The 13,928-nt window shown below is 61.1% G+C and carries 12 protein-coding genes; 1 reads left to right on the top strand and 11 read right to left on the bottom strand.

The window, feature by feature from the left end; all coding sequences use genetic code 11:
• Positions 1–40 precede the first annotated feature (40 nt).
• The 3 genes from BLW69_RS14145 to BLW69_RS14135 form a co-directional block, all read right to left on the bottom strand.
• The gene (locus tag BLW69_RS14145) at positions 41–1,261 is read right to left on the bottom strand and encodes an ABC transporter substrate-binding protein (RefSeq protein WP_162734832.1); all 1,221 of its coding nucleotides are present in this window, start codon (positions 1,259–1,261) and stop codon (positions 41–43) included.
• Between the two features lie 96 nt (positions 1,262–1,357).
• On the bottom strand, positions 1,358–1,603 hold the full coding sequence (locus tag BLW69_RS14140; protein ID WP_092662804.1) for a zf-HC2 domain-containing protein: 246 nt from the start codon (positions 1,601–1,603) through the stop codon (positions 1,358–1,360).
• Positions 1,604–1,638: 35 nt separating this feature from the next.
• The gene (locus BLW69_RS14135) at positions 1,639–2,430 is read right to left on the bottom strand and encodes a TVP38/TMEM64 family protein (RefSeq protein WP_092663436.1); all 792 of its coding nucleotides are present in this window, start codon (positions 2,428–2,430) and stop codon (positions 1,639–1,641) included.
• Between the two features lie 154 nt (positions 2,431–2,584).
• Between BLW69_RS14135 and BLW69_RS14130 the strand changes: the two genes are divergently transcribed.
• Positions 2,585–3,193, top strand: coding sequence for an RNA polymerase sigma factor (locus tag BLW69_RS14130; RefSeq protein ID WP_092662803.1), 609 nt, complete (start codon positions 2,585–2,587; stop codon positions 3,191–3,193).
• Between the two features lie 17 nt (positions 3,194–3,210).
• On the opposite strand, the gene BLW69_RS14125 is transcribed toward BLW69_RS14130, so the two are convergent.
• The 8 genes from BLW69_RS14125 to BLW69_RS14090 all read right to left on the bottom strand — a co-directional run bounded on the left by BLW69_RS14125 (position 3,211) and on the right by BLW69_RS14090 (position 13,905).
• Positions 3,211–3,828 (bottom strand): CDP-alcohol phosphatidyltransferase family protein, encoded by a 618-nt coding sequence (locus BLW69_RS14125; RefSeq protein ID WP_062463275.1) that lies wholly within the window; start codon positions 3,826–3,828, stop codon positions 3,211–3,213.
• Complete coding sequence (locus BLW69_RS14120; protein WP_092662801.1) at positions 3,825–5,327, bottom strand: dihydrolipoyl dehydrogenase family protein; 1,503 nt, start codon at positions 5,325–5,327, stop codon at positions 3,825–3,827. The genes BLW69_RS14125 and BLW69_RS14120 overlap by 4 nt, the downstream gene beginning before the upstream one ends.
• Before the next feature lie 164 nt (positions 5,328–5,491).
• Positions 5,492–6,751: a DUF2254 domain-containing protein gene (locus BLW69_RS14115; RefSeq protein ID WP_092662799.1), complete on the bottom strand. Its 1,260-nt coding sequence runs from the start codon at positions 6,749–6,751 to the stop codon at positions 5,492–5,494.
• A gap of 254 nt (positions 6,752–7,005) precedes the next feature.
• Positions 7,006–8,994 (bottom strand): BCCT family transporter, encoded by a 1,989-nt coding sequence (locus BLW69_RS14110; RefSeq protein ID WP_092662797.1) that lies wholly within the window; start codon positions 8,992–8,994, stop codon positions 7,006–7,008.
• Positions 8,995–9,357: 363 nt separating this feature from the next.
• Positions 9,358–10,068, bottom strand: a complete 711-nt coding sequence (locus BLW69_RS14105; protein ID WP_092662795.1) for a ribonuclease activity regulator RraA — start codon at positions 10,066–10,068, stop codon at positions 9,358–9,360.
• A gap of 20 nt (positions 10,069–10,088) precedes the next feature.
• Positions 10,089–11,825 carry an L-arabinonate dehydratase gene (araD, locus tag BLW69_RS14100; RefSeq protein ID WP_092662793.1) on the bottom strand — a complete coding sequence of 579 codons (1,737 nt, stop codon included), beginning with the start codon at positions 11,823–11,825 and terminating at the stop codon, positions 10,089–10,091.
• A gap of 49 nt (positions 11,826–11,874) precedes the next feature.
• Positions 11,875–13,374 (bottom strand): tripartite tricarboxylate transporter permease, encoded by a 1,500-nt coding sequence (locus BLW69_RS14095; RefSeq protein WP_162759485.1) that lies wholly within the window; start codon positions 13,372–13,374, stop codon positions 11,875–11,877.
• 51 nt (positions 13,375–13,425) lie between these two features.
• Positions 13,426–13,905 carry a tripartite tricarboxylate transporter TctB family protein gene (locus tag BLW69_RS14090; protein ID WP_092662790.1) on the bottom strand — a complete coding sequence of 160 codons (480 nt, stop codon included), beginning with the start codon at positions 13,903–13,905 and terminating at the stop codon, positions 13,426–13,428.
• Positions 13,906–13,928: the final 23 nt, after the last annotated feature.

Genomic DNA, 13,928 nt, shown 5'->3' with positions numbered 1-13,928 from the left:
CGTTCAAAAAGGAGCGATCGGTCGCCTGGGCTGTCACAGCTCAGTTTCCGCTGGCGTAGCGCCGGCGCCATTCGACCTCGATGCGCTCCATCCAGCTCGCATGCGGCTCGGCAATCACGGGGCCGAGCTTGTCCGGCGCAAGGGTGGCTGCGCCGAGGTCGAGCGCTTTGAAGGCGGCACGATCCGGCTCCGGCAGTTTTGACATGGCGAGAACGGTCGGATCACCCCAATAAGTCGGGTCCTGCTTGCGAAGCTGCGCTTCAGGCGAGATGAGGAAGTTCGCCGTCACCAGCGCCCCCTCCTTCGCATTGGCATTGTAGGGGATGGCGACGAAATGGGTGTTGCCGAGCGTGCCTTTGGAGAAGGTGAAGGAGCGCACGGTCTGGGGCAGTTCGCCGGCCTTGATCCCGGCAGAGGCTTCCGACGGATTGAAGGCGAAGATGATGTCCAGTTCGCCGTCGGCCAGCTTCTGTTTCATATCCGAATAGTTCTGCGGGAATGTCTTGCCCGAACGCCAGGCTGCCGGATGCAACTGGTCGAGATAGGCAAAGAGCGGCTCGACATCAGCGTTAAAAGTCTCTTCGCTGACCGGCTTCGCCAGTTTGGAGGGGTCGGCGATCACCTCGCTCAAAACCTGTTTCAGAAAGGACGAGCCGCTGAAGTCCGGTGGGGCCGGATAGGAAAACCGGCCTGGGTTCTTCTTCGCCCAATCGAGAAGCGCAGTCGCGTTGTCCGGCATGGCGAAGGCTTCGGTGCGCGCGCTGTCATGGAAGAAAACCATCTTCGCGCCACCCCAGGGGCTTTCAAGGCCCTCTGTCGGCTCGGTGAAATCTGTGAGGATGGTCGGCTGGTTTTCGACATCGACATAGGCCCAGTTGGGCAGCGAGCTTGCCCAGCCGGGGGTGAGGAGCAGCCCTTGCTGCTTCATCGAGACGAAGTTTTCGCCGTTGATCCAGATGAGATCGACCGAGCCGCCGTCATTCTTGCCGGCGGCTTTCTCGGCGATCACCTTGGCGACCGCGCTTGCGGTATCCTCGAGCTTCACCTGCACCACGCTCACCCCGTAGCGTGACTGCATCTCGGCGCCCACCCATTCGAGATAGGCGTTGATGTTTTCCGAGCCGCCCCAGGCGTTGAAATAGACCGTCTGGCCGGTTGCTGCCTTCTCGACGGCTGCCCAGTCGGAAAGCTCGGGGCCGGCGGCTTTCGCCGGAAAGCTACTTGTGGCTGCCATCAAAGCGGCGGCGAAAATCCCTGTCATCAATCGCATTCTGTGCCCTACTCCCTGAAAGTCGACCGCCTGACGCTGACGCGCTGCGGCTCCTGTTTGAATTACGTCTTCGAGATGCGCCGGGTTTCATGCTTTCTTGCCGGGACCCATTTGTCGTCGCGCGAGCGCGGCCGCAATCTCCTCGCTTGGCTCCGAATCAAACGTGGCGCCCGCCATTGCAGTCAGCTCATGGGTAATGCGCATTTGTTCGACGAAGGCCCGGCATCCCCGGCAAATCGCCAGATGTAGCCTGATGTTGAGCCGCGGCCAGAAGCCGAGATCGCCGTCGATCAGAAGGCTGGCGCGCTCGACCACTTCATTGCATCGAAACATGGCTCAGCCCTCCCCGGATGTGGTAAAGTGAACGCTCATTGCGAACTCCTGCGCTTGGCGATCTGCCGCACGAGCGTCGGGATCAGCGCCACCAGCGCCAGCGCGAAGAAGGCGAGCGTGATATCGCGCGTCACGAGATCCGAAATCTGCGCTTGCCTTCCGCTCGCCTGCGCGGCGACCAGCACACTGTCAACTCCCTGGCCGAGATAGGCATAGGCGAAAGTGCCGGGCAGGATGCCGAAGAACGTGGCGGCTATGAAACGCCCGAGGCTGATGTCGAACAGGGCAGCAGCGATATTGACGACGAAGAAGGGAAAGACCGGAGCGAGACGGATGACGAAGAGATAGCCGAAGGCATTCTCCCGGAAACCGTCCGCCATTTTCTTGATGACGCCATCAACCCGGTGGCGCAGAAAATCGCCGAAGGCCGAGCGCGTGGCGAGGAACAGGATCGCCGCACCGACCGTGGCACCAACGGCCACCAGCGCCCCCCCGATCATCCAGCCGAAGAGGAAACCACCGAAGATGGTCAGCACGGACGCTGCCGGAAACGAGAAGGCGACGGCCGCGGTATAGACGAGCAGGAAGATGACCGCCGACCAGAGGACATTGGTGTCGACGTAACTCCTCAAAGCCTGCCGTTGTTCGGCAAGAAACGTGAGGCTGAGATAGTCCTGCAGGCCGAAGACATAGCCGAGTGCGAGGCCGGTGATGACGAGGACCACGGGCGTGTAGCGCCACACGCTACCTTTGCGGACGGGGCCTTTAGAGGTGGCGGGCTCGTCATCCGGCGGCCCGCTGTGTTGTGGGGAACGGCTGTCAATCATGGCGGTTTCCGTGAAGCTGCGGCGCGCCTTGTGAGATCGGATGTTCAGGCGCGACTGATCCCCCATGGTCACTATGGCTTGATAGGATCGAATGCGGCTGGACTTTAAAGGCGATTGTTTTGCTAATGATGCCTGAGCTGAGGCTGGGGGCAGCATGGCGCAGGTTGATTGTGATGATCGGGCTCTGGCGCTGCGTCTCGTCGAGGGGGATGCGGCAGCGTTCGAGTTGCTTTATCGTCGGCACAATGCTGCGATGATCCGCCTTTGCAACGGCATCGTACGCTCGCGTGTCATCGCGGAAGACGTCGCGCAGGACACCTGGGTAACAGTGCTCGACCGCATCGATCTCTTCGAAGGGCGCGGATCGCTTGCAAGCTGGATCTACACTATCCTGATCAACAAGGCGCGCAGCCGCGCCAGACGCGAAGGCCGCACGGTGTCCTTCGACGATTTTGGTGTCGACGGCACCCTCAACGACGCGTTCGACGGGCGCGGCCACTGGCGCACCATGCCCGCACTTTGGGAAAATCTGACGCCGGAACGCCATGTCGAGGGTCGAAGCGTTCTGCAGAATGTGGAAGCCGTCATCGAAACGCTGCCGCAGGCGCAGCGCGCGGTGCTGATCCTGCGCGGCCAGCAGGAGCTCGATCCGGCGGAGGTCTGCACCCTTCTCGACATTTCCGAGGGCAATATGCGGGTACTTCTGCACCGAGCGCGGCTGACGGTGCGCAACGCGCTTGACCGGCTGAATGCGGATCTCTGAGAGGGACACGGCGTGGCTCATCGATCATCTCCGGAAAAGGCGACCCAGCCCTGGCGCCAGCGGATGACGGTCGTCACCCCGCAAAGCGCGGCAAATCCATAGGCAATCAGCGGGAAATGCCAAGGCAAGAGGCACATGGCGATGAAGACCGCGATCGTCTCGAAGCCTTCGGCGAGACCGCCAGCGTAGTAGATGCCCTTGGTGGGAAATTCCGGGGCCTCGCGGCCGAGTTTCGCCGCAACTGCCGAGAAAGCGAGGAAGGACGAGCCTGTGCCGACGAAGGACACGATCAGCACCGCTGCGGGCAGCGCATTGATCTCGGGCACCGCAACCGCGAAACCGAGCGGGATCAGCGCGTAGAAGACCATGTCGAGCGCGATGTCGAGATACGCGCCACGATCCGTCGGACCATGCAGGCGGGCAACCGCACCATCGAGCCCGTCCAGCGCCCGGTTCACAAGGATCAGCAGAAGCGCCACCCAAAAGTAGCCGAGGCAAAGCGCGGCAAAGGCGCCGAGCCCGCCCATGAAACCAACGAGGCTGATCTGATCTGCACGAACCCCGCGATGGGCCAGAAACGCAGCGATGGGCTGCAGAGCTGCCTTCTGCAGCGGCAGGATCTTGGCGTCGATCATCCGCGCCTCCAGGTCTGGAAGCGTTCAAGCAGCGAGAGCAGAAACCCGTTGATGTGATTGCGGCGCCACTGACCGGCCACCAGCTTGTTGGCCTCTGCGAGCGTCGGGTAAATGTGGATCGTGCCGAGGATCTTGCCGAGCCCATGGCCATGTTTCATGGCGAAGACGAATTCCGCCAGCAGGTCGCCGGCATGCTCGCCGACAATCGTTGCACCCAGGATCTTGTCCTTGCCCGGCACCGTCAGCACCTTGACGAAGCCACGGGCGGCCCCATCGGCGATCGCGCGATCGAGATCGTCCAAGCCAAAACGCGTGACCTCATGCGGTATCTTCGTCTCCTTTGCCTCGGTCTCGGACAAGCCCACCCGCGCCACTTCTGGATCGGTGAAGGTCGCCCACGGAATGACTGAGTAATCAGCCTTGAAGCGCTTGAGATCACCGAACAGCGCATTGACAGCGGCAAACCAGGCCTGATGTCCGGCGACATGGGTAAACTGGTAGGGCCCTGCCACATCGCCGGCGGCGAGAATGTTCGGATGAAGGGTCTGGAGGTATTCGTTGGTCTCCACCACACGATCGACCTTAATGCCGAGATCCTCGAGCCCGAACCCCTTCAGCCGCGGGGCGCGTCCGACCGCGACGATGATCTCGTCGAAGCCGATGCGGAACCTAGCCCCGTCCTTTTCGACCTCGATCCATTTTTCACCGCCATCCGCCCCACAGGCGACCGCCTTGTGGCTCGTCAGCACATTGACGCCGTCCGCCTTCATCGAGGCTTCGACGACCCTGGCCGCATCATCGTCCTCACGCATCATCAGCCGTGGTGCCATCTGGATCTGCGTGACCTCGGAGCCAAGTCGAGCAAAACTCTGCGCCAGCTCGCAGCCGATCGGCCCTCCGCCCAAAACGACGAGCCTCTGCGCCACAGAAGGGCGATCGCGGAGCCGCTCCCACATGGTATCGGATGTGAGATAACCAATTTCGGCGAGGCCCGGTATCGGGGGCACAAAGGCCCGGGCGCCGGTCGCAATGATGATCGCGCGCGTCGTCAGACGCTGCGTGCCGCCTTCGTTCAGGGAAATTTCCACCGTCCAGGGATCGATCAGCTTTGCGTAGCCTTGCAGGACGTCGACGCCGAGCCCCGTATAGCGTTCGACGCTGTCATGCGGCTCGATTTCGGCGATCACCTTGTGGATCCGCTCCATCACCGCAGAAAAAGGCACCTTCGGCTCGACCGGCTCCAGGCCATAATGGTCCGCATGGCGCATCTGGTGCGCCACCTTTGCGCTCTTGATCAGGGCCTTCGAAGGGACGCAGCCATAGTTCAGGCAATCGCCGCCCATCTTGTTCGCCTCGACCAGCGTCACCTTCGCCTTGGCGGCGGCAGCGATATAGGCCGACACCAGCCCAGCGGATCCGGCGCCAATGACCACCAGGTTGCGATCGAAACGCTTCGGCCGCGTCCAGGTGGATCGGGAAAAGCCCTCGTTCTGGTCCATAGATTTCGTCTTTCCACCCGCAATAGACGTTGCTTCAGGAAGACGCGCAGGAATCCACATTGTTACAAGGCTTCATCAAGATTTCCTGTGATGAATGGATTTTCCCTTCAGAACAGCGCTATTACGCGATGCTGGCTTCGCTCGTCACGCTTGAACAACCGCAGCTACAATCCCCCAACCGCCTCTGCCGCGGCTTTCACGCGCTCGAAATCCGCCGGCAAGGTCAGTCCATGTTTGGCCCGCTCAAGGGCCTCCCTCGAGTGGCGTATGGCATTGTCGCGATAGCGATCATGTTCAAACGTCGCGAGAATTCGCAGCACTTTCTGCAATCTCAGCCCGACTTCGACAACGCCGGCGCCGTCCCGCGCGATCGGTGTGAAGAGATCATCAAACAGTTCGTCAAGGCTGATCGCCGGCACGTAGACATTTGGATACGGCACTTCATGCTCATCCTCCCCTGTCGTTTCGTTCCAGACAGCCAGAACGCGCACTGTCCGCGTGAGAACATCGATCGCGGTACCGGGATCGTTGGTGGCCGCCGAAAGGGCGCGAGACGCAATCTCCGACAGAACTGCAGCGCCAAATCGCGGGTCCTGATCATAGGACCTGGTATCGCCCACCGTGAAACAGCGGGAGATTGCCGTTGTCTCCTCGGCGTCATCGGCGCCGTCGATCCACGCAACCGGCGTCGACGGATCAACAAACTGACCCGGAATCATGTGAATGTATATCTGCGCTTTCGCGTCGGTTGCGATGCCGGAAAGGGCGCCGGTATCAAGGTGCTGCACATACCCTATCCGATCGACAAAGACCGGTCTCGCCGTGGCCGGAATGGTCTCTGCAGCGCTTAACCGGCTTCCGCCGAGATACGGTTGCTTACGCCGGGACCGCATCGCCTCTATGGTGACCTTTTCCACTCTCTCGGTCGTTTCTGTGACACGCCCGAGCCTGGAAAGGTGGTCGATCCAACGCAAGAGCGTGACGACAATCAGCACAATCACGGCAACTGTCACAACAAAGAGAACGACGCGACCGCGGTCGCCGTAGGCGCCGGTGCTCAACGCGATGATCCCGACAAGACTGAAGAGGAAGGAGCCGATGAAGGTCGCGAGCACGTTTTGCGTCGTGCTGTCCTCCATGACCAGCGTGGTCGCGCGGGGCGTGACGTTGCTGGTTGCAGCCGAATAGGCCGACACCATCGTGCTGAGAGAGAATGTCGTGACTGTCAGCATACTTGAGGCAATGATGCCTAGTATATTATCGACAGCGTCAGCGCCAATCTTCGTGGGAAGATCACCCGGAATGAACGGACTGGCGACGATGGCGACAAGTGCGGTGATAATGGCAAGGATGGAAAACAGACTTGCCCGAAACCAGATTTTCCGGACCAGTTTCGACAAAAGCCAAACCCAGCGTGACGTCATCGGTATTCTCACTCTTCTGGCTCATCGCGGGCCGTCTCTTGTCGACGTCTCAGGTGTACGCCTTTGCCTGCCAAGTTGGGATTAATCAGGTCGCCCGTCAGTCTGCCGCGACAGTTGGTGTCCGCTTTGGATCTCAACCCACGTAGCGGGACCTCTGATCAAGCGTCTGCGAACAGACCGCCTTCCGCTACGATGAGCGTCGGACCTATTATGGTAACAGGCGCGCCTTGCAACGAGGCCGCCCCCCATAACAGCTAGATTCCAGATGGATGTTCTGGAGCACTGTGGACCAGCTGAAACTCCGGCGAATGCACCAGGTGCAGATAGCGTTCGAACTGCGCCAGGACGTCGCTGATGAGTTGATCGCGCGACATCCCCATCACGTCATACCCGCGATTGCCGCTTGAGAAATAGGTCCGCGCCTCAAAGCGAAACTCAGGCTCTCCGGCCCGCACAGGCGTAAAACTCGCGACGCGCTGCCGTGTGGGTGTGACACCGTAGACAAAGTCACGAACATCTTGTGCGGGTGAGCGCAGGACGATCGCCCCGTCCGTGTCATCGACCACCTGCGCATGCCGTCCCCTGGAGGTCAGTTCCTGCGCGACCTGATCAAGGGCTGGACGCACATGCGTGTCGATGAAGCGACGGACATCGGCTTCGGTCGCGGTGGCCAGCATCAGGGCCAGTCTCCGCTGCCAGGTCTGCCCGGATGCCGGCTGGGCAGCCGGAAGGGTGGCGCCGTTGTGCGCATCGCGCTGTGCAAGGTCCTCTCGCATGCCCAGATACAGCGAAAGGACAAGACCGAGCATGATCACGGCAAACGGCAGCGCGCTGGCGACAGTGGCAGATTGCAGCGCCGTCAGGCCACCGGCGAGCAGCAGGCACCCCGCCACGAAACCCTCCATAACGCACCAGAAAACCCGCTGTCCTGTTGTCGTGTTCGTCTCGCCGCCGGCTGCAATGGAGTCCACGACAAGCGCACCCGAATCTGCCGAGGTGATGAAGAAGATTGACACCAGCAGAACCGCGAGCGTCGAGGTAATTGCCGGCAGCGGCAGATACTCGAAGAACCGGAACAGACCGACTGAGACGTCATTGGCGATAGCCGCGCCGAGAGCGCCGTTGGCGATGCCGGTATCGATAAACATCGCCGTATTGCCAAACACCGTCATCCAGAAAAAGGTGAACCCGGCGGGAATAAAGAGGACGGCGACGACGAATTCCCGCACGGTTCTGCCGCGGGAAATGCGGGCGATGAACATGCCGACGAAGGGCGACCAGGAAATCCACCAGGCCCAGTAGAACAAGGTCCAGGCATCAACCCAGGGCGTCGGCTCATAGGCGTAGATGTTGAATGTGCGCAGGACCAGCGTGTCGAAATAGAGACCGAGGTTCTGCACGAAATCCCGAAACAACAGGCTGGTCGGACCAACCACGAGAACGAATATCATCAACAGGATGGCAACGATAAGGTTGGTTTCCGACAGGATGCGGACGCCCTTGTCGAGGCCGGTCACGACCGACACTGTCGCCATCGCGGTCACGACTGCGATCAACGGCAACTGCACAGCGATGCCGATCGGAACGCCGAGAAGATGGTTGAGACCCGCATTGATCTGCGAGACGCCGACACCGAGCGACGTGGCGATCCCAAACATCGTGCCGACAATCGCAAAGATATCCACCGCGTGACCGATCGGACCATCGATACGGTTTTTGAGAATCGGATAGAGGCCGGAACGGATCGTCAGCGGCAGGTTGTAGCGATAGCCGAAATAGGCGAGCGACAGGCCGACAACGGCGTAGATTGCCCAGGCGTGGATCCCCCAATGGAAGAAGGTCACGGTCATTGCTTCGCGCATGGCTGCGACCGAACGCGGCTCGGCCGTCGGCGGCGCCATGAAATGCGTCATCGGCTCACCGACGGCGTAGAACATCAGGCCGATCCCCATGCCGGCGGCAAACAGCATGGCGATCCACGACAGAAAGCGGAAATCGGGAACGGAATCATCCGGACCAAGCTTGAGCTGTCCGAAGCGGCCGAAACAGAGCAGCAGGACGGATGCGAGAAATATGCCGACGGAAAGCAGATAGAACCAGCCGAACGCGCCGAGGATCGATGCCTGCACGGCGCCAAAAAAAGCGCCCGCTTGCCCGGGTATGGCGATGCCGACCACCAGAAACAGACCGATGACGATGACTGAGCCGTAGAAAACCGGGGGGTTGATGACAAAACTTTTCATACCGCGGATTTGTCCTCCTGCGCTCCGACTTGCGGATTATGGGAACGGACGATCCCGCCCCAATCCGGCCGCTTTTCATGGAAACTAGGCGGCGCTCCTGAAAAGTCCACAATGACGACGCAAGCCGATGCCTATCGCAAATGTCCATTCTTCGACCATGACGGCGAGACATGATACGAGACCGAAGTTTGCAATCGTGCTCCAGCTTGGCCGTCGTTACTCGCGAACAGCGTATGTCGGCCTCCGGTGAGGCGTTGAAACGCGCGGCAACCACCGATCATCGTGATAGGGCAAAATAGCTTCGCAAGCGCCATCTCCAGAGGTCTTGGCCGACCGTCACCCTGGACCCCGACCTCCATCCCCTCACCGACCATTCGACTTTCTCCATTCGGCGAAGATCGACAAATTGTTCTCGTCCGTGGCGGGATACAGGCCAATGATCGTGTAACCGGCCTTGACACGTTCGGCGGCAAAATCCTCGTAGGCCGTCATCTCGACCGCCTCGTCTGCGATGTCGTCGGCGATTTCCAGCGGGATGATGATGACACTGTCGTCGTCGCCGACCACGATATCGCCCGGGAATACGGCGACGTCGCCGCAGCCGATCGGCACGTTGATGTCGATCGCTTCGTGCAGGGTGAGGTTTGTCGGGCTGGAGGGTCGGTGATGATAGGCGGGAATGTCCAGTTCGCCGATCACCATTGCGTCACGAAAGCCGCCATCGGTCACGACGCCTGCCCCGCCGCGCACCATCAGGCGGGTAATGAGGATATCGCCGGCGGACGCTGCACGCGCATCCTTTCGGCTGTCCATCACAAGCACATGGCCCTGAGGGCAGGTCTCGATCGCGTGGCGCTGCGGATGCTGCGGGTTGCGGAACACCGTCATGGGATTGCGGTCCTCGCGCGCCGGCATGTAGCGCAGCGTGAAAGCGGGCCCGACCATATTGCGACCCTTTGGCTTGACCGGCCGCACGTCCTGGATCGTCTGGTTCCTGAGGCCACGCTTGTAGAGCGCCGAGCAGAGCGTCGCGACGGAGACGCCCATCAGTTTGTCACGGGTTGCGGGGTTCATAGTTTCTCCTTGATGCTTGCTCAATTGATCGCCGGCTCGGTCACCTTGGCGCCGAAGTCCGTCTTCAGGAAGTCGAAGTCGCAGCCCTTGTCGGCCTGCTCGATATGTTTGGTGAACATGAAGCCGTAGCCCCGTTCATAGCGCGGCTCCGGCGCCACCCAGGCGGCGCGACGCGCGTCGAGCTCTTCGCCCGCGACCAGCATGTTGAGGCTGCGTGCCGGAATATCGAGTTCCACCATGTCACCAGTCTTCAGCAGCGCCAGCGGACCGCCGACGAAGGCTTCTGGCGAGGCATGCAACACGCAGGCGCCGAAACTCGTGCCCGACATGCGGGCATCGGAAATCCGCACCATATCGCGCAGGCCGAGCTTCAGAAGCGCCTTCGGCATCGGGATCATGCCCCATTCCGGCATGCCCGGCCCGCCTTGAGGCCCGGCATTGCGGAGGACCAGCACGGTTTCCGGCGTCAGCGGATAATCCGGGTCGTCGATGATCGTCTTCAATTCGGCATAGCTGTTTGCCACCAGTGCCGGGCCGCGGTGCTTGTGAAATTTCGGATCGCAGGCGGCGGGCTTGATCACCGCTCCATCCGGGCAAAGGTTGCCCTTCAGCACGGCGAGAGACCCTTCATGATAGACCGGATTGTCGAGCGGCCGAATGACGTCCTCGTTGTAGATCTTCACCTGATCCAGCCCTTCGGTCAGCGGCAGGCCGGTGACGGTGATCGCCGTCGGATCGAGCTTGTCGCCCAGTTGCTTCATCAGTGCCCTCAGGCCGCCGGCATAAAAGAAGTCTTCCATCAGATAGGTGCTGCCGGATGGGCGGATATTGGCAATGACGGGCGTGGTGCGGCCGATCCGGTCAAGGTCGTCGAGTTCGAGCGGAATGCCGGCCCGGCGCGCCATGGCGATCAGGTGAATGATCGCATTGGTCGAACACCCCGTCGCCATCGCGATCGTCACGGCATTGTTCACGGCAGCCTGTGTGATCACCTTGTCCGGCGTCAGATCCTCCCACACCATCTCGACGATCCGCCTCCCGCAGGTGGCCGACATGCGCTGGTGGTTGGCATCTGCAGCCGGAATGGAAGAGGCGTTCGGCAGCGTCAGCCCCATGCCTTCGGCAATCGCCGTCATCGTGGAGGCCGTGCCCATCGTCATGCAGTGCCCATAGCTTCGGGCGATACCGCCCTCGATCCCCTGCCATTCCTCCTTGGAGATCGTGCCGGCCCGTCGCTCGTCCCAGTATTTGAACCCGTCCGTGCCGGAGCCCAGCGCCTTGCCGGCATAATTGCCGCGCAGCATCGGGCCGGCCGGTAGGTAGATGAAGGGAACGCCCATCGATACCGCGCCCATCACCAGGCCCGGCGTTGTCTTGTCACAGCCGCCCATCAGCACGGCGCCGTCGACGGGGTGCGAGCGGAGAAGCTCTTCCGTCTCCATGGCCAGCATGTTGCGGTAAAGCATCGTGGTCGGCTTGACGAAATTTTCAGAAAGCGACAGCGCCGGCAGCTCCATCGGGAACCCGCCCGCCTGCAGCACGCCGCGCTTTACCCATTCCACACGCTCACGAAAATGCATGTGGCAGGGCTGCGCATCCGACCAGGTGTTGATGATCGCGATGATCGGCCGGCCTTCCCAATCCTCCGGGGCATAGCCCATCTGCATCGTTCGCGACCGATGTCCGAACGACCGCTGATCATCCGGCATCATCCAGCGCGCCGAGCGTAGTTCTTCGTAAGTCTTCCTGCCTGCCATTCCAAACTCCCGTGCCGCGAGGGCACTCTTCCAAGATCAAGACGATCGCTTATTCGGTAAACGCCTCTTCGCGTTTGCGGCTGATGCTCGGCGCCAGAACGAGCGCGAGGACGGCGACGGCGAAGATCAGCAGCGACAGGCTGAGCGGGCTGCGCACGAAGATCGACGGATCGCCTTGGCTGATCAGCATCGCGCGACGCAGGTTCTCCTCCAGCATCGGTCCGAGAATGAAACCCAGCAAAAGCGGTGCCGGCTCGAAGCGCATCTTGCTAAGCGCGAAACCGACGACGGTGAAACCTGCCATGACGAAGACGTCGAACACGCTGTTGTTGATGCTGTAGGCGCCGATGCAGCAGAAGCCGATGATGGCCGGAAACAGCAAATGATAGGGGACCGTCAGCATCCGCACCCAGAGCCCGATCAGCGGCAGGTTGAGGATCACAAGCATCAGATTGCCCGACCACATCGAGACGATCATGCCCCAGAACAGTTCCGGCTCGTCGGAGATGACATTTGGGCCGGGCGTGATGCCCTGGATGATCATTGCGCCCACCATCAGCGCCATCACCGGGTTGCCGGGAATGCCGAGCGTCAACATCGGGATGAACGAGGTCTGCGCGCCGGCATTGTTGGCCGCTTCCGGCGCAGCCACACCCTCGATCGCCCCTTTGCCGAATTCGGCCCGGTTCGGAGAGATCCGTTTTTCCACGGCGTAAGAGGCAAACGACGCAAGCATCGCCCCGCCACCCGGCAGCACGCCAAGGAAGGAACCGAGTGCCGTTCCCCGCAGAACCGGCGCGATGATCCGCTTGAAATCCTCCTTGGTCAGCATCAGGCCGGTTACCTTCTTGACGCCGACCGAGCGTTCCTGCTCGCTTTCCAGATTGCGCAGGATCTCGCAGATACCGAATATGCCCATGCTGACGGCGACGAAATTCAGTCCGTCATAGAGTTCCGGAATGTCGAAGACGTAGCGGGGCGTTCCGCTCTCGACATCCGTCCCGACCGTGCCGAGGATCAGTCCGAACACGATCATCGCGAATGCCTTGAGCAGTGATCCGCTGGCAAGCGCCACGGACGCGACAAGGCCGAGAACCATCAGCGAGAAATATTCCGCAGGCCCGAAATTGAGGGCGACGGCAGCAAGCGGCGGTGCTGCGACCGCAAGCAGGATCGTCGCGACCGTGCCGGCGAAGAAGGATCCGAGCGCTGCGGTTGCAAGCGCTGGTCCGGCGCGGCCGTTTCGGGCCATTTGGTAACCGTCGATCGCAGTGACGACGGACGAACTTTCGCCGGGAAGGTTGATGAGCACCGCCGTCGTCGAGCCGCCATACTGGGCACCGTAGAAAATGCCGGCCAGCATGATGAGGGCCGATTCCGGCGGAAGTCCGAAGGTGATCGGCAAAAGCATGGCGATCGTTGCCGTCGGGCCGAGGCCCGGCAGCACGCCGATCGCGGTGCCCAACAGACAGCCGACAAAACCGTAGAACAGGTTCATCGGCATGAAGGCGGTCGACGCGCCGAGCCAGAGGTTAGAAAAGAGATCCATATGCAATCCAATCCGGTTTCGTCGGCTGCGCTAAGGCATCAGATGCGGGCGTCAGATGAGTTCGCCGATGAAGGGAATCCATGGGCCGAAGGCGCTGACAGGAAGCGAAAGGAGTTTTGTGAAAAGCAGAGAGGAACAGACCGCGAGAAACAGCCCGAGCAGGATCGAGTGCCGCCAGTTGGCGTATCGGCTTGCGGTCGCCACCCCGACGATCATGAGGAACATCGTAGGCGCAAGACCAAGGCCCGAGAGCAACAGGCCGAAGCCGACCGGCGCCGCAATCACCAGGGCATAGGCCTTCCAGTTCCAGACCTCCGGCTCGCTCGCCTCGACGCCGACCATCAGTGCCTGCACGATGATCAGCCCACCGATCCCGATCAGGAGCAGGCTCAGCATGATCGGGAAATAGCCGGGGCCCATCTGAAACGAGGTGCCGACTGCGAGCTCGCGGCCGAACCAGATGAACAGAAGTCCGGCGCAAATCATCGTCACGCCGCCGACGAAGTCGCGGCCGTTTCTAATTTTCAGCATGGCTTGATACTCAGGTGTGAAAG

Source organism: Rhizobium sp. NFR12 (genome assembly GCF_900108545.1).
GTDB classification, from domain to species: Bacteria; Pseudomonadota; Alphaproteobacteria; order Rhizobiales; family Rhizobiaceae; genus Neorhizobium; species Neorhizobium soli.
Note: the sequence above shows the minus strand (reverse complement) of the source record. Positions and strands in the feature narration are given on the sequence as shown.

Excerpts from the sequence above, each read along its gene's own strand:
- BLW69_RS14130 (WP_092662803.1), top strand. The coding sequence starts at position 2,585 with ATGGCGCAGGTTGATTGTGATGATCGGGCTCTGGCGCTGCGTCTCGTC.
- BLW69_RS14140 (WP_092662804.1), bottom strand. The coding sequence starts at position 1,603 with ATGTTTCGATGCAATGAAGTGGTCGAGCGCGCCAGCCTTCTGATCGAC.
- BLW69_RS14090 (WP_092662790.1), bottom strand. The coding sequence starts at position 13,905 with ATGCTGAAAATTAGAAACGGCCGCGACTTCGTCGGCGGCGTGACGATG.
- BLW69_RS14120 (WP_092662801.1), bottom strand. The coding sequence starts at position 5,327 with ATGGACCAGAACGAGGGCTTTTCCCGATCCACCTGGACGCGGCCGAAG.
- BLW69_RS14115 (WP_092662799.1), bottom strand. The coding sequence starts at position 6,751 with ATGACGTCACGCTGGGTTTGGCTTTTGTCGAAACTGGTCCGGAAAATC.
- BLW69_RS14105 (WP_092662795.1), bottom strand. The coding sequence starts at position 10,068 with ATGAACCCCGCAACCCGTGACAAACTGATGGGCGTCTCCGTCGCGACG.
- BLW69_RS14095 (WP_162759485.1), bottom strand. The coding sequence starts at position 13,374 with ATGGATCTCTTTTCTAACCTCTGGCTCGGCGCGTCGACCGCCTTCATG.
- BLW69_RS14145 (WP_162734832.1), bottom strand. The coding sequence starts at position 1,261 with ATGACAGGGATTTTCGCCGCCGCTTTGATGGCAGCCACAAGTAGCTTT.
- BLW69_RS14125 (WP_062463275.1), bottom strand. The coding sequence starts at position 3,828 with ATGATCGACGCCAAGATCCTGCCGCTGCAGAAGGCAGCTCTGCAGCCC.
- araD (WP_092662793.1), bottom strand. The coding sequence starts at position 11,825 with ATGGCAGGCAGGAAGACTTACGAAGAACTACGCTCGGCGCGCTGGATG.
- BLW69_RS14110 (WP_092662797.1), bottom strand. The coding sequence starts at position 8,994 with ATGAAAAGTTTTGTCATCAACCCCCCGGTTTTCTACGGCTCAGTCATC.
- BLW69_RS14135 (WP_092663436.1), bottom strand. The coding sequence starts at position 2,430 with ATGATTGACAGCCGTTCCCCACAACACAGCGGGCCGCCGGATGACGAG.